This is a genomic window from Streptomyces candidus (assembly GCF_014207445.1).
Lineage (GTDB): Bacteria > Actinomycetota > Actinomycetes > Streptomycetales > Streptomycetaceae > Streptomyces > Streptomyces candidus.
In genome coordinates, this window is record NZ_JACHEM010000029.1 from 12,645 (window position 1) to 35,856 (window position 23,212).

Annotated in this window: 26 protein-coding genes; 16 read left to right on the forward strand and 10 right to left on the reverse strand. The window is 68.5% G+C overall.

The genetic code is table 11. The features are described from left to right. Nucleotides 1-632: 632 nt before the first annotated feature. The 8 genes from HNQ79_RS31015 (at nt 633) to HNQ79_RS31045 (ending at nt 8,327) form a co-directional block, all read left to right on the forward strand. Entirely contained in the window at nt 633-1,712 is a 1,080-nt protein-coding gene (locus tag HNQ79_RS31015) for a type III polyketide synthase (protein ID WP_185036312.1), read from the forward strand. Further along, nucleotides 1,709-2,275: a cupin domain-containing protein gene (locus tag HNQ79_RS31020; protein ID WP_185036313.1), complete on the forward strand. Its 567-nt coding sequence runs from the start codon at nt 1,709-1,711 to the stop codon at nt 2,273-2,275. Before HNQ79_RS31015 ends, HNQ79_RS31020 begins: the two co-directional genes overlap by 4 nt. Next, on the forward strand, nt 2,272-3,480 hold the full coding sequence (locus HNQ79_RS31025; protein WP_185036314.1) for a cytochrome P450: 1,209 nt from the start codon (nt 2,272-2,274) through the stop codon (nt 3,478-3,480). The genes HNQ79_RS31020 and HNQ79_RS31025 overlap by 4 nt, the downstream gene beginning before the upstream one ends. Nucleotides 3,481-5,287: 1,807 nt before the next feature. Beyond that, on the forward strand, nt 5,288-5,764 hold the full coding sequence (locus tag HNQ79_RS31030) for a hypothetical protein (RefSeq protein WP_185036315.1): 477 nt from the start codon (nt 5,288-5,290) through the stop codon (nt 5,762-5,764). A gap of 383 nt (nt 5,765-6,147) precedes the next feature. Beyond that, nucleotides 6,148-6,414, forward strand: coding sequence for a cupin domain-containing protein (locus HNQ79_RS31035; RefSeq protein ID WP_185036316.1), 267 nt, complete (start codon nt 6,148-6,150; stop codon nt 6,412-6,414). Between the two features lie 327 nt (nt 6,415-6,741). Continuing rightward, entirely contained in the window at nt 6,742-7,839 is a 1,098-nt protein-coding gene (locus tag HNQ79_RS33345; RefSeq protein WP_221508333.1) for a hypothetical protein, read from the forward strand. Then, nucleotides 7,826-8,152 (forward strand): replication initiation protein, encoded by a 327-nt coding sequence (locus HNQ79_RS33350; RefSeq protein ID WP_221508334.1) that lies wholly within the window; start codon nt 7,826-7,828, stop codon nt 8,150-8,152. Before HNQ79_RS33345 ends, HNQ79_RS33350 begins: the two co-directional genes overlap by 14 nt. After that, the gene (locus tag HNQ79_RS31045; protein ID WP_185036318.1) at nt 8,127-8,327 is read left to right on the forward strand and encodes a type II toxin-antitoxin system VapB family antitoxin; all 201 of its coding nucleotides are present in this window, start codon (nt 8,127-8,129) and stop codon (nt 8,325-8,327) included. Before HNQ79_RS33350 ends, HNQ79_RS31045 begins: the two co-directional genes overlap by 26 nt. 382 nt (nt 8,328-8,709) lie before the next feature. Here the strand turns inward: HNQ79_RS31045 and HNQ79_RS31050 are convergent, their stop codons facing one another. The 3 genes from HNQ79_RS31050 to HNQ79_RS34270 all read right to left on the reverse strand — a co-directional run bounded on the left by HNQ79_RS31050 (nt 8,710) and on the right by HNQ79_RS34270 (nt 10,304). Continuing rightward, nucleotides 8,710-8,970, reverse strand: a complete 261-nt coding sequence (locus tag HNQ79_RS31050; protein ID WP_185036319.1) for a hypothetical protein — start codon at nt 8,968-8,970, stop codon at nt 8,710-8,712. Beyond that, the gene (locus tag HNQ79_RS31055; protein ID WP_185036337.1) at nt 8,967-9,272 is read right to left on the reverse strand and encodes a DUF6247 family protein; all 306 of its coding nucleotides are present in this window, start codon (nt 9,270-9,272) and stop codon (nt 8,967-8,969) included. The genes HNQ79_RS31050 and HNQ79_RS31055 overlap by 4 nt, the downstream gene beginning before the upstream one ends. A 411-nt stretch (nt 9,273-9,683) precedes the next feature. Beyond that, nucleotides 9,684-10,304: a CGNR zinc finger domain-containing protein gene (locus HNQ79_RS34270; protein ID WP_185036320.1), complete on the reverse strand. Its 621-nt coding sequence runs from the start codon at nt 10,302-10,304 to the stop codon at nt 9,684-9,686. Between the two features lie 139 nt (nt 10,305-10,443). Between HNQ79_RS34270 and HNQ79_RS31065 the strand changes: the two genes are divergently transcribed. From HNQ79_RS31065 to HNQ79_RS31075, 3 genes are all read left to right on the forward strand, one after another. Then, the gene (locus HNQ79_RS31065; protein WP_185036321.1) at nt 10,444-10,992 is read left to right on the forward strand and encodes a carboxymuconolactone decarboxylase family protein; all 549 of its coding nucleotides are present in this window, start codon (nt 10,444-10,446) and stop codon (nt 10,990-10,992) included. A 110-nt stretch (nt 10,993-11,102) separates the two neighbouring features. Beyond that, entirely contained in the window at nt 11,103-12,050 is a 948-nt protein-coding gene (locus tag HNQ79_RS31070; RefSeq protein ID WP_185036322.1) for a pyridoxamine 5'-phosphate oxidase family protein, read from the forward strand. A 12-nt stretch (nt 12,051-12,062) separates the two neighbouring features. Then, the gene (locus HNQ79_RS31075; RefSeq protein WP_185036323.1) at nt 12,063-12,530 is read left to right on the forward strand and encodes a nuclear transport factor 2 family protein; all 468 of its coding nucleotides are present in this window, start codon (nt 12,063-12,065) and stop codon (nt 12,528-12,530) included. Between the two features lie 26 nt (nt 12,531-12,556). Here HNQ79_RS31075 and HNQ79_RS31080 read toward each other — a convergent pair whose 3' ends face one another. Both HNQ79_RS31080 and HNQ79_RS31085 read right to left on the reverse strand, forming a co-directional pair. Then, nucleotides 12,557-12,943, reverse strand: coding sequence for a hypothetical protein (locus HNQ79_RS31080; RefSeq protein ID WP_185036324.1), 387 nt, complete (start codon nt 12,941-12,943; stop codon nt 12,557-12,559). A gap of 156 nt (nt 12,944-13,099) precedes the next feature. Continuing rightward, a complete protein-coding gene (locus tag HNQ79_RS31085; RefSeq protein WP_376700008.1) occupies nt 13,100-13,879 on the reverse strand; it encodes an IS3 family transposase in 780 nt (259 codons plus the stop codon). On the opposite strand from HNQ79_RS31085, the gene HNQ79_RS34275 reads away from it, so the two are divergent. The 4 genes from HNQ79_RS34275 (at nt 13,817) to HNQ79_RS31100 (ending at nt 16,775) form a co-directional block, all read left to right on the forward strand. Beyond that, nucleotides 13,817-13,963 (forward strand): hypothetical protein, encoded by a 147-nt coding sequence (locus HNQ79_RS34275; protein WP_229923792.1) that lies wholly within the window; start codon nt 13,817-13,819, stop codon nt 13,961-13,963. The two genes, HNQ79_RS31085 and HNQ79_RS34275, sit on opposite strands and share 63 nt — an antisense overlap. A gap of 205 nt (nt 13,964-14,168) precedes the next feature. Beyond that, nucleotides 14,169-14,579 carry a four-helix bundle copper-binding protein gene (locus HNQ79_RS31090; RefSeq protein WP_185036326.1) on the forward strand — a complete coding sequence of 137 codons (411 nt, stop codon included), beginning with the start codon at nt 14,169-14,171 and terminating at the stop codon, nt 14,577-14,579. A 459-nt stretch (nt 14,580-15,038) separates the two neighbouring features. After that, nucleotides 15,039-15,743, forward strand: coding sequence for a ZIP family metal transporter (locus HNQ79_RS31095; RefSeq protein ID WP_185036338.1), 705 nt, complete (start codon nt 15,039-15,041; stop codon nt 15,741-15,743). A gap of 711 nt (nt 15,744-16,454) precedes the next feature. Beyond that, nucleotides 16,455-16,775: a DUF6221 family protein gene (locus tag HNQ79_RS31100; protein ID WP_185036327.1), complete on the forward strand. Its 321-nt coding sequence runs from the start codon at nt 16,455-16,457 to the stop codon at nt 16,773-16,775. A 374-nt stretch (nt 16,776-17,149) separates the two neighbouring features. Here HNQ79_RS31100 and ku read toward each other — a convergent pair whose 3' ends face one another. The 4 genes from ku to HNQ79_RS31120 form a co-directional block, all read right to left on the reverse strand. After that, nucleotides 17,150-18,208, reverse strand: a complete 1,059-nt coding sequence (ku, locus tag HNQ79_RS31105; protein ID WP_308437377.1) for a non-homologous end joining protein Ku — start codon at nt 18,206-18,208, stop codon at nt 17,150-17,152. Next, complete coding sequence (locus HNQ79_RS31110; RefSeq protein ID WP_185036328.1) at nt 18,205-19,083, reverse strand: hypothetical protein; 879 nt, start codon at nt 19,081-19,083, stop codon at nt 18,205-18,207. Before HNQ79_RS31110 ends, ku begins: the two co-directional genes overlap by 4 nt. Nucleotides 19,084-19,285: 202 nt before the next feature. Then, complete coding sequence (locus HNQ79_RS34280) at nt 19,286-19,426, reverse strand: DUF6042 family protein (protein ID WP_229923790.1); 141 nt, start codon at nt 19,424-19,426, stop codon at nt 19,286-19,288. A gap of 305 nt (nt 19,427-19,731) precedes the next feature. Further along, the gene (locus tag HNQ79_RS31120) at nt 19,732-19,923 is read right to left on the reverse strand and encodes a DUF2795 domain-containing protein (protein ID WP_185036330.1); all 192 of its coding nucleotides are present in this window, start codon (nt 19,921-19,923) and stop codon (nt 19,732-19,734) included. A gap of 392 nt (nt 19,924-20,315) precedes the next feature. Here HNQ79_RS31120 and HNQ79_RS31125 point away from each other — a divergent pair, with 392 nt between their 5' ends. Next, on the forward strand, nt 20,316-21,569 hold the full coding sequence (locus HNQ79_RS31125; protein ID WP_229923789.1) for a PP2C family protein-serine/threonine phosphatase: 1,254 nt from the start codon (nt 20,316-20,318) through the stop codon (nt 21,567-21,569). Between the two features lie 583 nt (nt 21,570-22,152). Here HNQ79_RS31125 and HNQ79_RS34980 read toward each other — a convergent pair. Then, a complete protein-coding gene (locus HNQ79_RS34980; RefSeq protein WP_185036331.1) occupies nt 22,153-22,386 on the reverse strand; it encodes a con-10 family general stress protein in 234 nt (77 codons plus the stop codon). Nucleotides 22,387-23,212 lie beyond the last annotated feature (826 nt).

Genomic DNA, 23,212 nt, shown 5'->3' on the forward strand with positions numbered 1-23,212 from the left:
TTGGACGTTCCGATATCCGAGCTGTGGAGCGCCGCGCTGGGCGGCGGTTCACGCAGGGGACGTACGTGTCCGTACAGTCGGCTCGCCCAGGAGACGGTGGGCGAGCACGGGGCGCCACAGCGCGTCGTCGGGTACCTCAGCGACCGTGGCGGAATTTGACCATGGATCGGTTTTGATTGTGTCATGGCCGGGTTCGCCGGCGGGATGCCCGGGTTGTTGCAGTCCTTGCCGTTGGCGACGGCAGCCGACGGCCCAGCCAGTGAAGACGGGATCACGACCAGCTCGTGCACGCGTCACGACGGCGCGAGGTCCGCCGCCTTCGGCGACGCTGATCACCCATCCTCGCGGTCTGACTCAACGAGCCAGACCCTCGAAGGGCGTGAACTTTCGGGCGTCGACACCGGTTCACTTTGGGGCCGTCGCTGAAGCCGCTGAGCGCAGCGCCTGACCACGTCCCTGCCCCTGAGCAAGGCATCGCGTAGGCATAACCACCCGTTGAAGCGGGCCGAGTGTATTTCTCTGCCGCTTGCAGGCCCGCGGGTACGGGAGGGTGACTTGGGTGGATAGGGGTCGTTATGGATGCGTCCGGGTCAACGGAGGCACTCCAGTGCCGCGGGAAGTAAGGGTGTTGCATGGCGACCTTGTGTCGGCCGGCCGTCTCGGTTCCGCAATACGTCATCACCATGGAGGAGACGCTCGAACTCGCCCGCTCGCGGCATGCCGATCACCCCCAGCTGGGCCTGGCGTTGCGCCTGATCGAGAACACCGGGGTACGCACCCGCCACCTCGTGCAGCCGATCGCTGAGACACTCGCGCACCCGGGCTTCGAGGAGCGCAACCGGTTGTATGCGGCCGAGGCGAAGGCACGTGTACCGCTGGTCGTGCGGCGCGCGCTGGAGGACGGCGAGTTGCGGGCCGCGGATATCGACATGATCATCTACGTGTCGTGCACCGGGTTCATGATGCCTTCGCTCACCGCTTGGCTGATCAACACGATGGGGTTCCGGGCCGATACGCGGCAGTTGCCGATCGCTCAGCTGGGCTGCGCGGCGGGCGGGGCGGCGATCAACCGGGCGCATGATTTCTGCACAGCTCATCCCGGGGCGAACGCGCTGATCGTGGCATGCGAGTTCTGCTCCTTGTGCTATCAGCCCACCGACATCGGTATCGGATCGCTGCTCTCCAACGGTCTGTTCGGTGACGGTGTGGCCGCCGCGGTCGTCCGCGGGACGGGCGGCCACGGCATCCGCCTGGAACGCAACGGCTCCTACCTCATCCCAGGAACCGAAGACTGGATCACGTACGACGTGCGGGCAACCGGCTTCCACTTCCTGCTGGACAAGCGCGTGCCGGGCACCATGGAGCCGCTCGCCCCGGTGCTGCGCAGCCTCGCAGACCACCACGGCTGGGATGCTTCGGATCTCGATTTCTACATCGTGCATGCCGGAGGGCCGCGGATCCTGGACGACCTGAGCACTTTCCTCCAGGTCAAGCCGGAGGCGTTCCGTCACAGCCGGGCCACGCTCACCGAGTACGGGAACATCGCGAGCGCCGTCGTACTGGACGCGCTGCGCCGGCTGTTCGACGAAGGAGGCGCCACCGACCGGGCGCGCGGCCTTCTGGCCGGGTTCGGCCCCGGCATCACCGCCGAGATGGCGCTGGGCCGGTGGAACGGCACACCACGCCCGGCAGCACCGCAGGGTTCCCGATGACCGCCCACCCACTGATCACGACGGCTTTGAGCAGCGGCCTGGTCGTGCCGCCCGGCGAGGGCCGTGCCCTTCGTGCGGCCGCCCAGGATGTGACGTTCAAGGTGACCGGCGGCCGCTCGCGCTTCTCGTCGAGCTTCGAGGTGCTCGTGCCACCGGGCTTCGACGTCGGCGCGCACGTCCACGCCCGGAGTGAGGAACTGTTCTACGTCCTGGAGGGCGAGCTCGATGTGCTCGCCTTCGAACCGCGGGTGCGCACCGCGGACAGTTGGCGGGGGTGGCGGTCGCCGACGGGTGAGCGTGTGGTCCGTGCCACGCCCGGCACGGTGATCCTGGTCCCGCCCGGCTGCCCGCACGCCTTCGCCAACCCCACCGGCGTCCCGGCCCGGATGTTCTTCCAGTCGTCCCCGCCCCCGGACCACGAGCGCTATTTTGAGGAACTCCTGGAGATTCTGTCCGCCGACGGGCCCGTGGACCACCAGGCCATCGCCGCGCTGCGGCGCCGCTACGACATCGAGCAGCTCACACCGCTGCGCCATGAACAGCCGGTCAGGAGCCAGGAATGAAGAAGGACGCAACCGCGCCGTTGTACGAGGTGCCGGACCTGGCTGCCCTCGACTTCGACCCCTTCCTCCGTGAGGCGCTGCAGGCCGAACCGGTCATCCGGATCCGGCTGCCGCACGGAGCTCCCGGCGAGTGCTGGCTGGCGACACAGTACGACGCCGTCCGGTTCGTCACCTCTGATCCCCGGTTCAGCCGCGACATCGTCGGCCAGCCGCTGCCCAGCATGAACAGATATCTCATCCCGCTGGACCGTGCGGTCAGCTTCGTCGACCCGCCCAACCACACCCGGATCCGCTCCGTGGTCTCCTCGGCGTTCAACCGCTTCGGCACGGCAGCCCTGCGCCCCCGCGCCCAAGCCGTACTCGACCAGCTCATCGACTCCATGATCGCAGCCGGACCGCCCGCCGACCTCGTCCAGCACGTGACCTCCCCCTTCCCCATGCATGTCATCGGAGCTGTGCTGGGTGTGCCGGAAGCAGACCGGCCGCGCTTGCGCACATGGGCCAACACCGTCCTGACCCGGCCGAAGGACGAAGCGGGGGTCGAGCGTGCCCGGCAGGCCAGAGAAGAAGTCCGCTCCTCTTTCCGAGGGCTGGTTCGCGAACGCCGGCTCCAGCCGCAGGACGACCTCCTCAGCGAACTCGCAGCCGCAGCCGACAGCGGCAGGATCGAGGAAGAAGAAGTCCTGGCCCTAGCCATGCTGATGGGGATCAACGGCTGGCACGCGGTGCGCAACCACACCTCCAACATGGTCTACTGCCTGCTCACCGACGACCATCTGAAGAGCCGGCTGCGCTCCGACCCGCAGGCCGTACCGGCGGCCGTGGAAGAACTGCTGCGCTGGATCCCCCACAAGCACGGCGTGGGACAAGCCCGCATCGCCACCGAGGACGTCGAAGTGGGAGGCGTCCTGATTCGCCGCGGTGAGGCCGTCTACGTCTCCTACGTGGCAGCCAACTGGGACGAACGGTGCTACCCCGAACCGCACCGGATCGACATCGATCGCCAAGGCCCGCCCCAGCTGGCCTTCGGCCACGGCCCCCACCATTGCCTGGCACCACTACTGGCCCGCATGGAAGCCGAACTGCTGCTCACCACCCTCCTCACCCGCCTCCCCGACCTACGGCTGGCCACCGACCCCGAAAACGTTCCCTGGCAAAAAGACGTACTCATCCGAGGACCGGAAGCACTACCGGTCACCTGGTAGACCCGGCCCCAAGAGGGCCAGCAGAACCCGCCACGGCAGGCACCGGACCGTTCGACCTCCGTCAGGGCCGGCGACGGAAGCAACTAGGGACGGGCGGCTGTACGGGCTGGCCTTGGCGGAGCCCGGAAGGAGAGCTCGCGAAGCAACTCCGGGAACATGCGGGAGGGGCCCGGTGCCATCCGGCACCGGGCCCCGAAGGAACTGCTACACCATCTGCCGGCCCCAGGACTGCGCCGGCTCACTGTTTCCGCCCGCCGGGCCTGCGTGCTGCCCGGAGTGCGGGGATCGCGGTTGCTTGACCTCAGACCACCTCACTTACGCGATGTCCTGCGGTACCCGGACTCCTAAGCTCGTGCGTCCGGGCGATCCTGATGGCGCTCTGAGTGTTCCTCCGTTCATCCCTCTGGAGGCGAGTTTCACTCAACTGCGGGTACTGCGAACTGCTGTTACCGCGAACTACGGGTAATACGTACTGCGCCTGTGGCCCAAGAGGCGCCACATTCTCCGGCAGCCAGCCCCGTCGCCCGTCCTGCGTCTGCTCTGGCTCAGAACCCCACTGCCGGACCTCCCGGTGCGCGCGCCCGCAGCCGACGCCTTCACCGAGGTGCCACTCACCTACCTGCACTGCTGAGTACTTCCGAGTACTGCGTACTGCACCTGCGCTGCTGGTGATGGCCCCTGATCACTGCGGGCCACCCGGTCCGGCCGTCAGTCCCGTCGCCTCCATGCCACTCACCGGCTTCGGAACTCCACCACCGCACCATCCTGCGAACTGCAACTGCTTACTGCTGCCAGGCAGTTCATCTCTGCCCGGCCCTGCTGTCCCTCTGGGTTACAGGAGAAACATAACCACACCACGACCCAATGTCTACTCCCACCATGGGAGATTTTCGCCCGTGCTGATCTGAGGGAATGTCTTTCAGTCATACACGTAACCTGGGTGAAGGACTCTGCCGCCACCGCAGCGCCAGGTCCTCAGCGCCCTCGAACGCCTCCACCAGCACGCACCCACCCCATCCCCTCCCTCACCGGCAGGGCCCGTGGCGGACCCCGAGGCCACCCCCGGGCTGCGTCCACGCGTGCTCCGCCACCCCTTTGCAGCACAATCGCGCGGACGGTCCGATCACGCATCGCCAGTAGCCAGCCTGCCCCAGGGGCCGACTTGGCTGCGCAACAGGCGTGTTGCTCGTGCGGAGCGCCGGAGTCCGGACCGCGAAGCGGACACCGGGGCCCCAGGCCGCGTAGCGGGAACGTCACCGGGACCCGGTCGTCTGCGTCGTGGGGCAGGTGGAGCGCACCGCACCGGTCCTGGTGGTCGGGGCCGGGCCGAAGAGAGACCGACTGGCCAGCGCGTCGAACGTGATCTCATCGGCAACCAGGACAGCACCTCGGTGACGGCGGGCGCCGGTACGCGCGGGCTCGTGCACCTGCTGGAGCTCCTGGGCCGTCAGGAGCCGCATAGGGCAGGCGGGGGCAGCCGCATGGCCTCATGCTCCTCCGCTCTGCGTTCTCTGCCGGGCAGCGGCTGATCGAAGAGGCCATCGAGGACCACCGGCCTCGACAGGTGCATGATGCCCGTCGGCAGGGTGGGAGACTGGCGCGTAGTCGCTGTCCTGACTGGCCGCCCCCGCCGAAGGACGGGGCGAGCTGGGCGCGCCGGTGTCGTCCCTGCGGGCTGAGATCCTGCTTGCCGGTGGTGCATGCGTTTGTCGATTCGAGGCCTGTGTGGCTTCGCTCTGGTGGGGATGGTCATGGCAGTAGAGGTGCATGTCGGCGGTGGGCTGGAGCCCGGGCTGCGGAGCAGGGCGTGACGGCGCCCGATGTGGCTCGGGCGCTGAGCGGTCTGCTGGAGGCCAGTCACACGGCGCCCTTCGAGCAGTTGCCCCGTTTGCTCGACAGCGCCGCGAAGGAGGCAGGTGCGGGCGGGGCGTGGCTGTTCGTGGCAGACCTTCAGGAGGAGGTGCTGCGTGAGGTCACCGGCTTCGGTCTGAGCGCCGGCGAGGGCGGCGAGGAGTTTCCGATTGAGGGCACGCTGCCCGGCCGCGCCTATCAGACAGCTGTGGTCACAGCGCCGGCCCGCGGCGGGGCGTGCTGGGTAGGGGAGACTGCCCTGGTCCTGGAGGAGGGACACGGCCTGGGCCATGCCGCGGCTCAGCATTCCCGCTCTGCTCCGCCGCAGCGGCTGCTACACCACAGCCCCGGACCAGCGCACCGCTGCACGACGCGTCCGGCGGCGCAGAGGCGAGGGGTGGTCGTGTTGGCGCCGTCGGCACGTACGGTGTGACCGGCGGGGGCGGGGAACGGCGCCGGCCCGCGGGGGTGCGGACGCTCGGGGAAGACGCGGAAGGAAGGGGTGGTTCTGATACAGGCCTCGGGATCGCGTACCCGGCACGACCACCACCCCGCAGACCTCGGGGGCATTCACAGCCGGACACATGCAGGGAGAACACATCAGGGACGGGCCCGCACCACGGACTCCCAAAGAGCGCGGTGACGTGCGGACCTGACGTGCAACCCGGGCCGGAAAAATCCACGAGCCCCGAAGGCGCATACGACATCTGCAAGCTGCGCCCAAGCTCGGGACGCACCCCCAGCCTACGCCCGCCCCGACACCCGGACAGAACTGTCATACGGTCCCCGCACATCCTGCACGGCGGACACACGAACTTGGGCAGCTACCGGTCCAGCATCAGCGCCTGCGGCGGAACGCCGTACGTCATCGTCGGCGGCCCGTCTGCAGAGCCGGACATCATCATCGGTCCCGGTAGGCGCTGCACCACGCCGGATGGGCGGGAGTACGCCACCACGCGGGGCACCGGAACCTGGAGCGCGCCGGGTCCAGAGAGCCCGGTGATGGTCAACGGCCTGTACGCGGTGGAGGCCGGCACGCCTGCCCGGCTGCTTGCCACGCTGCCTGCGCTCGCGGGCACGTGAGAAGGGGCACCCACAGGCGCCCCTCCGCCCAGCCCATGGTGCTGTTGAGCTGAAGAGCACGCCCGTCCCCGCTCGCCACATGGAGCAGAAGCAGAGCGATCCCGTGTCGGTAGCTCCCCGTACTGCTGGGCGGGAACCGGAGCGTGGTAGGTGAAGGCCACGTCGTCACCGTACGAGCGCGCACTGACAGAGGGGATCGACTTGCCAGATGCCCTGAATCGGACCCGGCGTTACGGACCGTCGATGACGTTCGGACGGCCCGCTGGTTAGTCTTCGCGTTCTGCCCCGCTGCGTCAGACGCAGCAAGCGTTTTCGTGAGAGGTCGTCATGAGCCGTAATCCCTGTGGTGAGATGAGTGCCGGTGGGGTCGGCCCTCGCGTGGGCTTCCTGCCTGTGTCGAATGGCATCGATTCTCTTTCGGAGGTTGTCTCCCGGCTCGCGCGACCTGACAGGGACGTCACCGCCCGGGATCTGAAGTACGCGGTCCTCCACCTGCAGGCCGCCACCAAGGTGTTGGTCAAGGCACGCCTCCAGACAGCCCACTGGTCGCCCGTGGTGAAGGACCTCAGCAAGTGCACCAGGGAGAAGTACGACGAGGGAAAGTGCGAGAGCGCCACCATCGCTGAGTCGATGCGCCGGCTCGTCGACGTGATCGGGCTCCCGATCGAGAAGAGGGACCGCGAGGCGGTGGAAGAACTGGGGAGGCTCCGCAACCGTCTTCAGCACTGGGGCCTGCAGGAGACAGCCGCCCTGGTGAGAAAGCAAGCAGCGAGTGTGCTGGACTTCCTCATGAGGTTCCTGGACGAGCAGCTGATACCCCAGCTGGGAGAACAACAGATCGCCTCCTTGCAGGAAGAGATGAACCTCGTTCGCCATGGAGTGCGGAAGATCGGCACCTACGTGGAGACCCGCCGCGCTCGCTTGCGTGACGAACTCAAGGAGCACGCCGACACGGCAGTGCGATGTCCGTCGTGCCACGAATGGGCCCTGGTGGTGGAGCAGGAGAACAGCAAATGTCACTTCTGCTCTCGCGCCTGGGACAGCAAACAGCTCGCGTACGCCTACGAAGAGCGCTTCGAATCAGGGAGCACCGCAGACGAGATTTCCTCAGGTGACTGCCCGAAGTGCTGGAACCGAACACTCATCATCGGGGTACGCACAGCAGCAGCTCGTGACCGGCGGATCGACATGTGCTTCTCCTGCGTCGAGGTATTCACGGGACTCCGCATGTGCACGTGTTCCGAGTGGTTTCTCCCCAGGGACGGAGAGGACAGCTGCCGCCGATGCATCGACCTGTACATGGAGGGATCTGGTAAAGGCTGGGCTGAATGGGTCGCGGTCTGCACGGGCGAAGAACCCCCGGCCAGGGGAGGAACACAACCGATCGCACAAGCAGGTCCGGATCCGCGCGGTGACGCGGACTGAGTACGCCCGGTGCAAGCCACTGGACTACGCTGCCGCCGTCACTGAGGGACTGCGCCGGGCACTGAAGGGGGATGCGGCCTATTCGGGGCTCATCACGAAGGATCCGCTGCACACGGACTGGAGCACTGAGTGGCTCCATGGCGGTCTCCACACCCTCGGAGGGCTGGAGGAGGCGCTAGTGCTGTATCAAGCAAGCGTTCGCCCTGTTGTAGTCCTGTGCCATGGAACCTCAGCGGGAACGAGTCGATGGGCTGTTAGAGTCCGGGACCGACGAAGGGGGGCCGCTCGTGGCCAAGGTCAACATCAGTCTTGATGCCGAACTGGTAGTGGAAGTGATGGTCCTGGCCGGGGTCGGCTCGCCCCAGGACGCCGTCGAAGCGGTCGTGCGCGACTACATCGCCCGTGGACACCGCACCGAGGCGCGCACCGAGCTCAAAGAGCAGAGCCTGCGCGAGGTCGGGGTCAAACCGCAGGAGCCTCAAGGCTGACCACTGTGATCGCGAGACGTCGTTCCAGCTCCGTTGGCACGTGCCCGGCCGGCTGTGGCGAGACCGCCGCGGCGACGACCGGCTCCTACGCGTCGTCTCCAGGAGGGCGAACGTAGCCTGATGCGGCACTAGGCGGTCACATGGAGCCTCCCCGCCGCCACTGCCGCCCTCTGACCCGGCGCGACAGCGCGGGTTCAGGGCGCGCCTGGCCGCGTTGATGACGTTGTGGGCGGCAGCCCCGTACACGGCGGCTTCCACTCGCTGAGCAGGGCTTTGTGATCAGGATGACGGTCCCTACCGGTGGATACGGCCCTGGCTACGATGGAAAGCGCCCTGACCTTGGCAGTTGCGATGGTGGGGTCAGGGCGTTGTCACGGGGTGGCTACCCGAGCCAGACGATGTTCAGGACCGTCAAGCTGTGCAGAGGCCGGTTGATCCAGTAGGTCAGGGAGAGCTGGCCGACGGCCGCGTAGCGGACGTCCTCGCCCTCATCGTCGTCCGTGTCGAACTGAGCGAACCCCCACGGATCTGCGGCGGCCGCGGCCAGGATGTCCCACACGGTGTCCGCGGCGTGCCCGGGCAGGGCGTCGAGGGCCTTGGCGGCCGGGGCACAGACTCGGACCGCGTACGGCGACGGGCTCACCGGCGCCGTCGGCGGAGCTCCGCCAGGTCGACGGCGTCGCTGTCGTCGTAGCCGGAGGCGACGAACGCATCGACGGCCGGGGCGTGCGCGATGCGGCCCTGCCAGTTCTGGAGGACCTCGTAGAGCCGGGCGAGGGAGAACGTGCGCCGCGATTCCTCGAGGGCGGCCGCCCACTCGTGCTCGAAGGCCGGCACCCAGGTGCTCGCACGCTTGTCGGCGCGCAGCTGGGCGAGGAGTTCGGCCGGAGCTCCCGGGGCGGGGGCGTACGGCGTGAGGGGTGCGTGGTCGGGCTGCGCGCTCATCTGGTCCTCCCGGCGGGTCGTCACCTCACGGTACGCGCGCCGGGTGGCCGTGGATGCGGGCATGGGCGGATCTCCTCCTAGCGGGTGCGCAGGGTGCGGACGGCGGCCTGGGCGTGTCGCGCAGCGGGTGATCCTGTTTGTCCCAACTGGCGGCCACGTAGTTGAGAAGTTCGGCCGTGGCGCGTTCCGAGTCGCGCGGGTCGCTGGCGAGCAGCTTGTCGGCGGCGAGTGCGACGTCGAAGGCGGGGTGGGCAGGTCTTCTGGGGCAAGGGCGTTGCCGCGGTCGACGTCCAGAGCCATGGGCGGAGATGTGACTGAGCCGTGCAATTGGCGAATGAGCGTCTGAGTTGGCGCGAGTGGCAAGCTCGTGTCCGAAGTGGAGGATCCCGGTCCTGACAGGGTGAGGGCCCGTCAGGTGTCGGCGCGGCGGTGGCGCTGGTAGTGGCGGGCGGAGCGGGCTCGGTTGCCGCAGGCTGCGGAGCACCATTCCCTGCGGGGGTGGTTCTTGAGGAAGTACAGGACGCATCCCGGGGCCAGGCAGGCTCGGAGCTGGTCGCGGGCGTCCTGGCTGAAGAGCTCGATTGATTCTTCAGCGACGGCCGAGACGACGGCGAAGGCTGCCTGACCACTGGTGCGGGTGTGGCGTGAGGGTGCCTGGCCGGGTGTCCAGGACAACGCCGACCAGTGAGGTGTCTCGCCGGCGGCCTGGTTGAGCACGGTGACGGCTGCATGCAGTTCGCGCGTGCAGGACGCGGCTGCGGGGCGCGGGTCCTCGACGGCCTCGGCGGCCAGCCGGCGCAGAGCGTCACGCAGGCTGATCAGCTGGTTGCCGAGGCGGTCCAGGTCGGCAGGGGCGAGGGCATCGAGGTTCTCCGGCGTCATCGGATCCGTTCGGGAAGAGACGGCGTGCAGCCAGGACCTCGTGCCGTCAGGATCGCGCAGCGCGTCGTGCACGCCGTCCCGGTCGGCCCAGATGGTGTTCATCAACTCCACCGGGAGCGGCTCGTCCAGCAGCCGTGCGTTCGTGCTCATGTCACCGAGACTATCGCACTTCTAATGGTTGCGCCCCCTTTCATCCGTTGACGCGAAGGCGGGTACGTGTCATGGTTCCCCTAATGGTTGAAGGCGCACCCAAGCGTCAGAGTTACAGCGATTGAAGGAGTGCCTACTCATGGCCGTTTTCGCCCCCGTTGAGCCCGCTACTGCGACCGGCAAGGCCGCCGAGCTGCTTGCCGATGTACAGAAGACCCTCGGCCTGACGCCGAACATGACCAAGGTGATGGCCAACAGTCCCGCCCTACTCACGGGCTACCTTGCCTTGTCCGGTGCACTGGCCGGCGGCGTGCTGAGCGCCCCGGTCCGTGAGCGTCTCGCGCTGGCCACCGCCGAGTACAACCGCTGTGAGTACTGCCTGTCGGCCCACACCTACATCGGTGCGAACACCGCCAAGATCGACTCCGGCGAACTGGACGCAGCCCGCGACGCTAAGGCGTCCGACCCGCACACGCAGGCGCTGTTGACCCTGTCCGACGCCATCGCCCGCGGCCACGGCCAGGTCGACGACGCCGCTCTCCAGGCCACCCGCGACGCCGGCGCCACCGACGCCGAGATCGGCGAGGTCATAGGCCACCTGGCCCTGAACATCCTGACCAACTACTTCAACATCCTCGCCAAGGTCGACAACGACTGGCCCGTGATCACCCCGCGCATCGTGGCCTGACCCGCGCCCGCCCCGCCGACCTGACCGCACCGCACCGACTGGGGTCAGGCCGCGGTCACACCCCTCGCCCACCCCTCGGCGCTCCAACGGCAGCACCTGGGAGGAGAACAATGTCCGATCCGGTACACAACACCACTGCGGGGTTCCACGAGGGTGAGCTGGTCGTGCAGCGCCATGCGGGCGTGGCCAAGGACGCGGCCCGACTCTCGGACATGCTGGCCCCCGCTCAGCTGCGCGGCGGCGTGATGCGGTTCCTGGCGGAGAGGACCTTCGCGGCGATCACCGCCCGCGACACGACCGGCATGCTGTGGATCTCCCCGCTCACTGGCCCGCCCGGTTTTCTCCGCGTCACCTCACCGGCGACCCTCGATGTGCGAACCCTGCCCGCCGAGGGCGACCCGCTTCATCACCTGCCGACGGATCAGCCGGTGGGACTGATCGTGGTCGAGTTCGCCGCCCGTCGGCGCCTGCGGATCAACGGCACTCTGTCCCACACCGGGAGCGGCGCGCTGCGCATCGCCGTGGAACAGGCCTACGGCAACTGCCCGCAGTACATCCAGCACCGCCGCCTCGAACCCGCACCCGGCGCCCCCTCCGGCGCGGAGCCGGTGCGGCACGGAAGCACCCTCACGCAGGATGACCTCGACCTGATCCGCCGGTCCGACACCTTTCTGATCGGCACAACCCATCCCGCCCGCGGCAACGACGCCTCACACCGCGGCGGGCCTGCTGGATTCGTCCGCGCAGAGGACGGAGGGCTGTGGTGGCCCGACTACCGGGGCAACAACATGTTCAACACACTCGGCAATCTCGAGGCCGACCCCACCGCCGCTCTGCTCTTCTGCGACTTCACCACCGGCCGCACCCTGCACCTGTCCGGTCGGGCCGCCCTGGAATGGCCCCAGCCGGGCGCCCCCGGCGATGACGACCGCACTGGCCGCCGCGTTCACCTCGCCCCCCAGCAGCTGGTGGCCGGCCGGCTGTTGCCGCTGCGAGCCGACACCGTCACCGCCGCCCCCGACAACCCGCCGCTGACCGACCAGCCCTCCGCACGGTGAAGGACACCTCCCATGACCGACGCGCGCCCGCCTTTTCCACCGTTCGATCTCGACAGCGCCCAGGCCAAGGTCCAGGCCGCCGAAGATGCCTGGAATACCCGCGACCCGCACCAGGTCGCCCTCGCCTACACCGAGGACTCCGCCTGGCGTAACCGGGACGTGTTCCTCACCGGCCGCGACAAGATCGTCGTGTTTCTCACCACCAAGTGGGAGCGCGAACTCGACTACGCCCTGCGCAAGAGCCTGTGGGGCTTCCGCGAGAACCGCATGGCCGTCCGATTCCAGTACGAGTGGCACAACACCGAAAATCAGTGGTTCCGCTCCTACGGCAACGAACTGTGGGAGTTCGCCGACAACGGCCTGATGCGCCACCGCGAGGCAAGCATCAACGACCTGCCCATCAGCGAGGCCGACCGCCGCTACCGCGGCCCCCGCCCCGAAGCCGAGCGCCACCCCGGACACAACCTCCCCCTCACCTGAACCACCGCCCGGCCCCGGGGCCGGCGTCAGCCCCCGTACACGTCACTGCCGTTCTCCCTTTGTCCTGCAACGGGCCGACGGCGCCACTCCAAGTCCATCGGCCCGGGCGTCCTGGCCAGCGTCTGCCGGGTCTCGGTGAACGTGCCCGTCTCTCCGGTGCCGCCGACGACCTGCCAAGCCACCGTCCAGGTCGAGGTGGCGGCCCCCCGGTACGGCTGCCCCAGCGGGCGGGCGAGTTCGGTGTAGCGGTGCCCGCAGTCCGGGGACGGGGACGTGCCCCGGGCCGGGGAGTACGGGGTGCCCGGACCCGCGCAGGTGACCGTGGCCGTCGCGGAGACCGTCACGCCGCCCGCCGTCGCCGTCGCCGTGGTCGGCCCGTACGTCGACTCCGACGGCTCCACCCTCGTGTGCACGTGGTTGGTTTCCGGCCGGAGGTGGGCCGGAGGTAACCACGCAACTAACCATGGACTCACCACGGCCATCAAGCGACCGGCCTCCGCGGGCGTGCGCGGCCCCGGCCAGTACTGCGGTCGGGCCTTCCCCCATGAAGGTGGGCACGCGGTTATTGGTCACGCGGCGAGCGTGAGTTTAGCGGTGTGCCGTCGTTCGTATTCGTCGGGGCTGAGGTGGCCGTTGGTGGAGTGTCGGCGGCGGGTGTTGTAGCGGGTCAGCCAGGCGAAGACCGTTCGTCGGCAGGTGGCCGCGTCGCCGTAGTCGTGGGCGCCCTGGAGGGTCTCGCGTTTCAGGGAGGCGTGGAAGCTCTCGCAGGCGGCGTTGTCGGCGCTGGTGCCGACCGCGCCCATTGACCGGGTGACCTCGAGCTGGTCGCAGAGGCCTGCGTAGGCCCGGGATCCGTACTGGGCCCCGTGGTCGGAGTGGAACACCGCTCCGACCAGTGAGCCGCGGGTCAAGACGGCCATCCGCAAGGCGTCGGCGACCAGGTCCGTGCGCATGTGGTCGGCGATGGACCAGCCGACGATCTTGCGGCTGAAGCAGTCCAGCACCGTCGCGAGATAGAGGAACTTCCCTCCCTGGAGCGGGAGATACGTGATGTCGCCCATGAGCTTGCGCCCGGGTTCGGTGGCGGTGAAGTCCCGCCCGAACAGATCCGCGACCTGCTCGGACGCCGGGTCGGGGAGGGTCGTGCGGACACGTCTGCGTAAGCGGACACCCGCGATGGAGAACGTCCGCATGATCCGTGCGACCCGCTTCTCGTTGACCCGGTGTCCCTTCTCGCGGAGCTCGGCCGTCACGCGCGGGGACCCGTAGGCGCCGCCGGACTCGCCGTGGACGCGCCTGATCTCGTCGGCCAGGACTTGATCCTCCTGTTTCCATGCCGGCCCCTGGATTCGGCCCTCACCTTCGCCCGCATGCAAGCCCTGGCTCTGCGCTACGAACTGCACCCCGACTGGAAGGAACACTGGCACCCCTGAAGCGCGGCATCCGCCCGAGACAGGCGCCGCCACCCGTCGTGCGAAGCAGTGTCCTCTCTGCCTCGCGCGACTCATGCACGTCAGGCACCTGTCTCGTCTGCCACTGGACGTCACGCAGGCGAGGTTTCTCCTGTCCCACCCGGTGTTACCCCTACAAGGCGGGGCAAACGCCCGCCAAGAGCATCCACCTCACCGGAGGACGATCATGACCACTGCTGTCAAAGCCATGCTGGACACCCACCCCGCCGACCTGGGCAACGTCGACCGCGGCAAGCTCATCCGCTGTATCGAGGAATGCCTCGCCTGCGCACAGGCATGTACCGCCTGCGCGGACGCCTGCCTGTCGGAGGACATGGTCGCCGAGCTGACCAAGTGCATCCGCACCAACGCCGACTGCGCCGACATCTGCACCGCCACCGCCGCTGTGCTCTCCCGCCGCACCGGCTATGACGCCGCCGTCACCCGCGCGACCCTTCAGGCGTGCGCCACCGTCTGCAAAGTCTGTGCCGACGAGTGCGGGCGCCACGCAGAGCAGCACGACCACTGCCGCGTGTGCGCCGAAGCCTGCCGCCGCTGCGAACAGGCGTGCAACGACCTCATCACTTCCCTGGGCTGAGCCACCGGCCGGCTCTCCCGGGCAGCAGCCCCTGCTTCCCCCCAGGCTCGTGGACCAGCACCGCCGAGAAAACCTGAATACCCGCCGACTCCCGGTGAACGGCGAATCTCGCACAGACCGCTGTCACGATCTCCGGGCCGGGCAGCCCGGCCCACCTCGCGCGTCAGAACCGTCGGCGGTCTCGGGGGGCTGGGTGCGTCGCGGAGGCCGCACACGCCGGCGCGCCGGGTGGGCGAGGCCCGGGTAGGGGGATGTTCTGCTTCGTGACGGCTGGCTTTGGGCTGGATCGGATCGGGTACGCGACGCGGGTCCGCGCCCGTAGGCACGGGTACCGCGTGTTCTCGTGTGACATGCCCGGTGCGCCGAAGGCACGAGGCATGGGATGTCGATCGAGGTAAGGACGGGTGTGTGGTGGTGCACGGAGCATGGGTTGCCGGTGCGTGGGGGCTCTTCGCGGGAATGGCGTTGCTTCTGGGCGCGGCGGTGAGTTCGTTCGTACGCGTGCCGCGACGGCTGATCGCGTTGGTGATGGCGTTCGGCAGCGGCGTGCTGATGTCCGCGGTGGCGTTCGAGCTGATTGCGGAGGCGTACGACCGTTCGGGAATGTGGCCCGTCGCGGCGGGTGCGCTCGGCGGGGCGGTCGTCTACTCCGGAGCCAACGCCCTGCTCGCACGGCACGGGGCCCGGCACCGCAAGCGGTCCGGCGGCCAGCAGCCCTCGGAGAGCGAACAGCCCGGGTCGGGCAACGCCATCGCTCTGGGCGCACTGCTCGACGGCATCCCGGAGTCCATCGTGATCGGCACCAGTCTCCTGGGGGGCGGCCAGGTGGGCATCGCCACGGTGGGGGCGGTCTTCATCAGCAACCTGCCCGAGGGGCTGGCCAGTTCGGCGGGGATGCGCAGCGCGGGACGCAGCCGGAAGTATGTGTTCGCGTTGTGGGGCGGTATCGCCGTGATCAGCGGACTGGCGGCCCTGGCCGGGTACACGCTGCTGGGCGACGCCTCCGCCTCGGTGCTGGCGGTGATCACGGCCATCGCGGGCGGCGCGATCCTGGCCATGATCGCCGACACCATGATTCCCGAGGCCTATGGAGAAGTGCACCTCCTGACCGGGCTGGTGACCGTCGTCGGCTTCCTCTCCGCATTCGCCCTCTCCCAGATCTGAGAGGCGACGCATCCGCGCCGCGGGCACGGGGCCACGGACAGGCAAGCATGAGCGCAGCCGGGAGCCCTTGATGCGGGTGGAGCAGGCGTAGCGCAAGGCGTTGTCCGAGGGGACGGACCAGGCGCGCTTCCGTGAGGCCACCACCGAATCCGAACACGACCGGCCCCGCTGCTCGCCCCCTCCCAGTCCTGTTGGGCGGGTGTCGTACCGGGCGGGGTGATGTTCCCGGTTTTGACGGCACTTGAGTCCTGGCGGTGGGACGATGGGTGTGCTTCTCCCGTTAGGGCTGGATGTGCCGCGCCGCCCACGGCGATAAGGAGGCCACCAAGGGTGTGTCAAGGACCCGGAACACGGACCACGAACGTCTGGCAGCCGGACTCGCGGTGGCGGGGGCCGGCCGGGGCACTGACCGCGGACGCGGACGCCCTGGAAGCCCGCTAGATCGCCGACAGCGACACCATGAACCGCTGGCGCCCGCATCCGCGTCGAACCCCGCGCTGGTCGGGCACGGGGACTGCGGTCACCTTGCTCGACGACCGGCCGTTGCACCTGCCGGCCAGCTCTCCCGGGCAGCAGCCCGTCCGTGACCGCCAACGACCAACAGGGCACACCGAGCGAGGGAGAAACGGCATGAGGACCCAGCTCGAGCGAGAACTGACCGAGGAAGCCGCGGCCCCGGCCCGCACACAGCGCACCCAGGCGAGCTGAAGCGTGGACACACTCACCGACCTGACGCATTTCCTACGTGTCCGGTGGAGCGAAGAGGAACGCCAGAGCGCCCTCTTCCACGAGTTCGGCTGCTCCGCCCACGACACGCCGCGCACCCGCTTCTGCGACTGCCCCAGCCCTGCCCGGATCCGTGCATGTACCGGCATCAAGCGACAGATCCTCAACCGGCTGGAAAAACGGATCGCACACGAGCGCCGGCAACAATGCTGGCCCCTGGACTCGACCCTCGCCTTCGCCAGCATGCAAGCCCTGGCCCTGCCTTACGAACTGCACCCCGACTGGACGGAACACTGGCACCCCTGAGGCGCGCCATCCGCCCCCACCCGTCGTGCGAAGCAGCGTCCCCCCTGCCTCCTCGCACGACGCGCGCCCCTTCGCGAGCAAGCACCTGGGAGCGGGAGTTCCCACAGCACCAGTACCCCGAAGAGGTCACACAGTGGCCCCCCTGGTTTCCCCGGAGCCGGAACAACCAACCGCCGGGCCTTCTCTCAGCTGCGAGCGCCTTCGCATCCCGCCAGCATGCGAGGCGCGGACTCATCCAGCTCTCTTCCGAAGCCAGCATCAAACGTCTTCCGCGGACACCCACTGCCAGCGGGGCGCGAGCGCTTGGCGAACCCGAGGGCCGGACCCACGCCCTGCGCCCTTCAGGTCGGCCTGTCCTCCGCGGAGGCAGGAGGTCACGCTGCGGTGCTCCGCTGGCGGAGGGCGTTGATCAGCTGCTGGCGGTTCATCTTCGACCGGCCGGGGATGTCGGCCTTGGATGCCAGCTCGTACAGCTCGGTCTTCGTGTGGCTCTCCAGGCCGTCGGCGCCGCGATGCCCGGCACCGGCCTTCTTTCCCGGCTGCTTCTTTCCCGCGCCGTCCCGATTATGGGTCGGTAGCCGGTGCAGCTGACCTGCGGGCTCCTTGTCCTCCCCTCTGGAGGAGCGGGCCTGCTCGACGCTGCGTTGGAGGGCTTCCATCAGGTCGATGACGTTCGTTGCCTCTGGCGGGCCGGCTTCGCTGACGATCTCCTGACCGTCCCGTTTGGCGTCGACCAGGGCTTTGACGCGTTCTTCGGATGTGTCGTGGAACTGCTCCGGATCCCAGTCCATGCTCAGGGCGTCGATCAGCTGCTGGGCAGTCTCGATCTCCTGGCTGGTGACCTTGGTCTGCCGGTCGGGCAAGACATCCAGCTCCTCGCGCGGGTCACGGACCTCATCCGCCCAGTGCATGGTGTGCAGGATCAAGACATCGTCCTGCGCGCGCAGGGCGGTCAGGTACTCCTTGTTGCGCATGGTCATCGTGGCGATACCGGCCTTGCCCGATCTTTCCAGGGCAGCACGCAGCAGCTCGTAGACCTTCAGGTACTCCTTGTCCTGCGGGGCGAGGTAGTAGGTGCGCTCGAAGAACACCGGCTCGATCCGGTCCAGGTCGACGAAACCGGCCATGTCGATCACCCGTGATTTGCCCGGGGCGATCTCTTCGAGCTCTTCCGGCTCGACGATTACGTACTCCCCGCCGCCGAGGTCGTAACCCTTGACGATGTCGCCGCTGTCGAGCTCTTCACCGGTGCTCTCGTTGATCTTGTTGTAGCGCACGCGGTCTCCGGTACCGCGCTGCAGCTGATGGAAGTGCACCGTATGGTCCTCGGTCGCGGTGTAGAGCCCGACGGGCACGGTGACCAGCCCGAACGTCAAAGCGCCGGTCCAGATCGCTCTCGCCATCATCGCCTCCGTCGTCGCATCGAAGCTCACCTTCCATCGTCGGTTAGCCGCTTCACCTGCGCAGCCGCAGCCTCAGCACGGCGCCGTGCTTCGCGCATGCGGCGGTCGGCATCACGCGCCCGGCCCCGGGCCTCCCGCTCCTCGGTCCGGGCCTTGCGCTGCTGCTCCTCGGTGGACTTCAGCTCCTCGGCCAGCTCGGTGACGCGCTGCTTGAGGTTCTGCACCAGTTCGCCGGCGTCCTGGGCCTGGCGGCTGATCGCGGCGGACTCCTTCTCACGCTGCCGCAGATCCTCTTGGGCGTCCTCGGCCTCCTGCCGGGTGCGATCCAGCTTCTTGCGCCGGCGCGCTTCTGCGTCGGACGCATCGCCGCGCGCCGGTGCAGCCTTCGGGGTCCGGGATGGTTGAGCTGCTCCGGCTGAAGCGCCTTGGGCGGCGGCGAACCCGGATGTGGTGCTGAGCGGCTTGACCAGGCGGCCCGCGGCCCACTCCGTTGCGGCCTGCGGGTCAGCGAGAACGGCATGCAGGGTCTCTTCCACCTCCTGCTGGACATCCTCGCTGACCTCGTGGCCCGCCTCGGCCGTCAGCTGCCGGGCCTGCCGGGACAGTGCACCGATCAGCACTCGCTGCTGATGGGTGAGCTCACGCAGCTGCTCACCATCCAGATTGTGATGCGCTTGGCGCAGCTGTTCGCCCAGCCGGACCAGTGGCCCCACCTCACCCGATTGCTCGCGCACCAGCAGGTTGCTGGCCCAGGCCGAAAGCGTCGGGCGGCGAAGCGCGGTGATCCTCTTCGCGAGGTTGCGGTCCCCGGCCGTGCGGGCGGCCCTGGCCCGCTCATTGCGGGCTGCGGTGAAATCTTCCGGCCGCAGGCCGTAGAGCTCGTCGGCGACAGACTCGAAATCCACCCGCGCCCTTTCGGCCTACTCGCACCCCTCGGCGGATTCTATTTCTTTGCGGCTTTTATGCTGCACGGCAACGGTCCCAGCGGCGGTGAAAGCCGCACCGAAGAGAAGGAAGCCGGCCGCGACGGACGACCTGCCCGGCGGCGCCGTTTCCTCGGAATACGATCCGCGCGTGTCGCTGGTCCCCACAGTGCCGTTTGCGGCCTCAGTCACCGCGGCTGGCCTGGATGCGGTTCTCGTGGAAGTGCTCCCAGTCCATGACCAGGCGGAAGCGGCGGTGGGCATCCAGACGCTCCGCGTCGGCTGGCTCCTCGCCGTGCTGGACACGGGCGTTGCGGGATTTCACAAGTTCCGCGAGAGCGAGCCGGACGTCGTCGACGTCCTGGGCCTGTGGCTGCGGCGAGTCGGTCCAGGGAGCTGAGGTGGGGTCTCTGCCGGTTCACCCAGATCGTCGACCAGGTGGTCGATGAGACTGTCGGCAACCGGGCAGTGCACATCGTCCAGCCGGTGCCGCCCGGCGTCTCATCGCCGCGGGGACCAGCGTCAGGCAGAGGAACGAACTCACCGCCGCGCCCAGGGTCATGAGGGTGAGCGGGGTCCAGTTGCTGCGGTCCCGGCTTCGTCCCCGCGTTTCCCAGCCGTACCGCCGTGTCAGTTGTTGAAGACAGCCTTGCTGACGTCATTGGGCCCGTCGAAGCTGTCCTCCTCAAGGCTGTCCAGGCGCTCCACCAGCGCTTGGTCCGCCTTGTTGGTGCGTGCGCATTCCACCAGTGCTTTCCGGTCGGCGGGGTAGTCCATGCCGCTGAGGGCCTTTTGCACGTCGACGGGGCTGAATTCGGCCATGGGAGTCTCCTGAAGTAGGTTCTTTTCTTCTGTCTATCCCGCATACAGGAGTCCGGCAAGACGAGTCATCCATCAGTCCATCGGCCGGGTGATCCCGGCGGCTGCGCCCAGATCCGCGTGGCTGGCGGCGCCCGAGTGGCGGTGCCGGCGGCCAGTCCCCGCGCCGCGATACCCACTCGGTGGCGGCCGTGCGCCCGACTCGTACGGGCCGCAGACGGCCGGGCCCGCAGTTGGATGAGACGTTCGGGTGTGGGCGTCTGCCGTGGGGAAACGTGTGATAGCGAGTGTCCGTTTGGGCTTCTCGGTTCGTGCTGGCCGCCAGAGTGCCACGCGGGGCTGTGCGCGGGGCAGGCGGTTGCGGGTGGCCCCTTGTTGTCTGGCAGGTTGACCGCATGGCTTCGCTTGAGGACTCGGCACGCATGCTCCACGCCTTGCTGCGGGCCAGTCATCTGTCGGCGTTCGAGGAGCTTCCTGCACTGGTGGCGTACCACGCCGGCGAGGCCGGGCTGCGCGGGACGCGCGTTTACGTGGCGGACATTCAGGAGGTGGTGTTGCGGGAGGCCACCGGGCAGGGACTGGACGCCGGGCATGGTGGTCGGGAACTGCGGATCGACGCCACGCTGGCGGGCCGGGCCTTTCGCGATGGGCAGTGTTATTCCGCGCCGGCCGGCGGCCGGGTGCAGCACTGGTTGCCGGTGTCGGACGGAGCCGAACGCCTCGGCGTGCTGCGTGTCGACACCGACGGTAAACCGGATGAGCACACGCAGGTGACGATGGAGGGCCTGGCGTCGCTGGTGGGCCTGCTGCTGGCTTCCAAGCGCCACCACAGCGACTCCTATGCCCGTTTGACCCGGGTCCGTCCAATGTCGGTGTCTGCGGAGATGCAGTGGACGCTGACGCCGCCGCGGACGTTCGCGGACAAGCGGGTGACCGTCACCGCAGTGATGGAGCCTGCCTACGCCACTGCTGGTGACGCCTTCGACTACGCCCTGGCCGGGGACACGGCTCACCTGGCAGTTTTCGACGCCATGGGCCACGACGACGCAGCCGGGCTGACCGCGAACCTGGCCGTGGCTACCTGCCGTAACCAACGTCGCCAGGGCAACGGCCTCACTGAGGCCCGCGACGCCATCGAAGCCACGCTGATCGAGCAATTCGCCCAGTCTCGCTACGCGACCGCCGTGCTGGCCGACCTGGACCTCCATACCGGTGTGCTGACTTGGATCAACTGCGGCCACCATCCACCGGTCCTGATCCGCGGCCGACGCTGGACTACCCACCTGCACTGCACCCCGACCCACCCGGTGGGCACCGGCCTCGGCCTTCCCGCGACGCTGTGCCGCGAACAGCTCGAGCCCGGCGACCAACTGCTGCTCTATACGGACGGCATCATCGAAGCACGCGATACGAGAGGGCGGGAATTCGGTCACGACCGGTTCGTCGACTTCATCATCCGCCACCAGGTCGACGGCCTGCCCGCACCGGAGACCCTGCGCCGCCTCGTGCACGCGGTACTCGAGCATCACGACGGGCACCTCAACGACGACGCCACGGTCCTTCTCTGCGAATGGCACGGCGCCCCGCAAACCGCTGCACCCGCACAGACCCCCGGGCGCTGCGACTCGGCCGGCCCTGAGGAGAGCTGACCGGGGGGGTGCTGCCGACTGAAGTGCCTGAGACAACATCCTCAGCATGGGCGGAAGAGCCCGCCGAGGGCACGACGGCACCCGCCGCCACGGCAAGCTTTCCACCCGGCCTCTCTTTCGCCCGTCTCTGGTCGGCCGCCGTCACGGAGCCGCTGCGCATCCCGGTCACTGCTCACCGCCCCGGTCGGCTGTTGCGCGATCTCGATCTCCTCGCTGGGTGGACCGACCTGGTCTGCTGGTTCCGGCAGGACTCCGAGTCCCTCGCGCGCGACACATACCCCGTCCGCCCAGTGCATGGTGCGCATGAAGCCGGCGGTCGGCGAACCAGCCCAGAGGATCTGCAAAGTCTCACCAAGGCCGCCGAGCTCTGCGAACGGGCATCGAAAGCGGAGATCCCGGTCCGGGCGAAAATCAACCCACGACCAGCTGATCAAGGTGCTCCAGAAGGCGGCAACCGCAGCCTCACCCGCGGTGCCTTGGGCTTCCTCAATGAACCGCTGTGGGCAAAAGAAGGAGGGCCCAGTCCCCATGGAGGGGACCGGGCCCATACGGCGCGCTTACGCCACCGGGAGAAGCGGCAACGTCACTGGTTGCCGCCGCCGGACTCCTGACCGCCCTTGCGGCCGGCCTCCGAGGCACGCTCGCGGTCGTTGGCGAAGTTGCCGCCGGACTCCTGACCGCCCTTACGGCCAGCCTCCGAGGCACGCTCCGGGTCGTTGGCGAAGTTGCCGCCGGACTCGTGCCCGCCCTTGCGGCCGGCCTCCGAGGCACGCTCGCGGTCGTTGGCGAAGTTGCCGGAGTTGTCGGACGCAGTCATGACTGCTCCTTTCACTCAATCGCGGACCTTGACAACAACACGGGTGCCCAACAGCTTCGGGGCTAATCACCCATTTAACTCCCCTTTGCCAACTCCTCGTCACCACCACCGGCCCCTCACTGCAACCACCCACCGACCTGCAACAACAGGTAACGTCCGCTCCCCTCCCAGCACCGGCGCAGCGTGGCGAGCAGCGGGCGTCCTCAGCGGGGCGGTCATCTCCAGCACCGGCACCCCGGGCCTGCGGCGCGCGCACCACGAGGTCGGCACGCTGCACGTAGCTGCTGCCGAGCCGATGGGCGATTTCGGTCTGGAAGCCGAGCCGGTGGCCGATCCGCGTGCGGTGGAGTTCGGCGGCCGTCGAGGTGACCGCCGGGGCGTGGTCGCCGTAGCCGGTACTGAGCAGCCGGTGACCGGGGCGTCCTTCTCTTCGCGGTGCGCCGAGACCCGCGGCGAGGTGGGGGCCAGCTCTCCGAGACGCAGGCCGCACCCGAGGGCCGGCGCTCGGAACTGCCGGTGCTCGACCTTGCCGCACGCGCCGGAGCTCCGAGACGGTGTGGGCTGCCACCGGCAATCAACCTCGGCGCAGTACCGTTCGACGACAAGGTACGGATCTTTGGTCAGGTCCAGCCCAGGGTCTGTGTGAACAGGCGGAACCTGTGCCCGATGCCGGAGCGTCGCAGGTAGGCCTGTCACAGACGGTCGACATCGGCAGGGTCGGCGTCCGTGCCGGGCCACCTAGTACTCCAGCAGCGTTTCGCTATATGCCTGGTCAGGGGCGCCGTCGGAAGTGTAGTTGGCTGATGGTGTGTCAGGGGCGGTCTTG

Bases quoted from the DNA above. Each gene is read 5' to 3' on its own strand.
- HNQ79_RS31015 (WP_185036312.1), top strand. From the start codon at position 633: ATGGCGACCTTGTGTCGGCCGGCCGTCTCGGTTCCGCAATACGTCATC.
- HNQ79_RS31020 (WP_185036313.1), top strand. From the start codon at position 1,709: ATGACCGCCCACCCACTGATCACGACGGCTTTGAGCAGCGGCCTGGTC.
- HNQ79_RS31025 (WP_185036314.1), top strand. From the start codon at position 2,272: ATGAAGAAGGACGCAACCGCGCCGTTGTACGAGGTGCCGGACCTGGCT.
- HNQ79_RS33345 (WP_221508333.1), top strand. From the start codon at position 6,742: ATGAGCCGTAATCCCTGTGGTGAGATGAGTGCCGGTGGGGTCGGCCCT.
- HNQ79_RS31055 (WP_185036337.1), bottom strand. From the start codon at position 9,272: ATGAGCGCGCAGCCCGACCACGCACCCCTCACGCCGTACGCCCCCGCC.
- HNQ79_RS34270 (WP_185036320.1), bottom strand. From the start codon at position 10,304: ATGAGCACGAACGCACGGCTGCTGGACGAGCCGCTCCCGGTGGAGTTG.
- HNQ79_RS31065 (WP_185036321.1), top strand. From the start codon at position 10,444: ATGGCCGTTTTCGCCCCCGTTGAGCCCGCTACTGCGACCGGCAAGGCC.
- HNQ79_RS31070 (WP_185036322.1), top strand. From the start codon at position 11,103: ATGTCCGATCCGGTACACAACACCACTGCGGGGTTCCACGAGGGTGAG.
- HNQ79_RS31075 (WP_185036323.1), top strand. From the start codon at position 12,063: ATGACCGACGCGCGCCCGCCTTTTCCACCGTTCGATCTCGACAGCGCC.
- HNQ79_RS31090 (WP_185036326.1), top strand. From the start codon at position 14,169: ATGACCACTGCTGTCAAAGCCATGCTGGACACCCACCCCGCCGACCTG.
- HNQ79_RS31095 (WP_185036338.1), top strand. From the start codon at position 15,039: ATGGCGTTGCTTCTGGGCGCGGCGGTGAGTTCGTTCGTACGCGTGCCG.
- HNQ79_RS31120 (WP_185036330.1), bottom strand. From the start codon at position 19,923: ATGGCCGAATTCAGCCCCGTCGACGTGCAAAAGGCCCTCAGCGGCATG.
- HNQ79_RS31125 (WP_229923789.1), top strand. From the start codon at position 20,316: ATGGCTTCGCTTGAGGACTCGGCACGCATGCTCCACGCCTTGCTGCGG.
- HNQ79_RS34980 (WP_185036331.1), bottom strand. From the start codon at position 22,386: ATGACTGCGTCCGACAACTCCGGCAACTTCGCCAACGACCGCGAGCGT.